The organism is Pseudomonas rossensis (assembly GCF_039888995.1).
GTDB classification, from domain to species: domain Bacteria; phylum Pseudomonadota; class Gammaproteobacteria; order Pseudomonadales; family Pseudomonadaceae; genus Aquipseudomonas; species Aquipseudomonas rossensis.
This window is the reverse complement of sequence record NZ_JBBWCB010000340.1, coordinates 1-396: the sequence shown is the minus strand read 5'-3', so window position 1 is coordinate 396 and position 396 is coordinate 1. Positions and strand designations below refer to the sequence as shown.

The 396-nt window shown below is 61.4% G+C and carries 1 protein-coding gene; it reads left to right on the top strand.

Going from position 1 to position 396, the window contains the following annotated elements:
• The coding region (locus WLY71_RS30790) for a hypothetical protein (RefSeq protein WP_347806596.1) at nucleotides 1–396 on the top strand (396 nt) is incomplete at both ends.

Below are 396 nucleotides of genomic sequence, written 5' to 3'. Positions count from 1 at the left end.
CGCGCGCGGCCATTAACCACGCCTTCAACGTGTTTCTGCAAGGGCCTTCCGGTCAGGTCCGCCTGATACCTGTGTGGCCCGCACACCAAGACGTGATGGCGCAACTGCCCACAACCCTTTCCCAGCAACATCGCTCTAGGATTTCACGATTTCTGTGTCACCTCGAGCAGCAGGGTCGGAGCTGGTCAACGCTGGCGCCTGTTGCGGGCGAAGTGCGCCCAGCAGCCTTGGAGGCGGCGCTCAATACGGCCATTACGCAACACGGACTTGAGACAAGCACGCGCGCGGCCATTAACCACGCCTTCAACGTGGTTCTGCTGGGGCCTTCCGGTATAGTCCGCCTGATACCTGTGTGGCCTGAACACCAAGCCGTGATGGCGCAACTGCCCACAACCC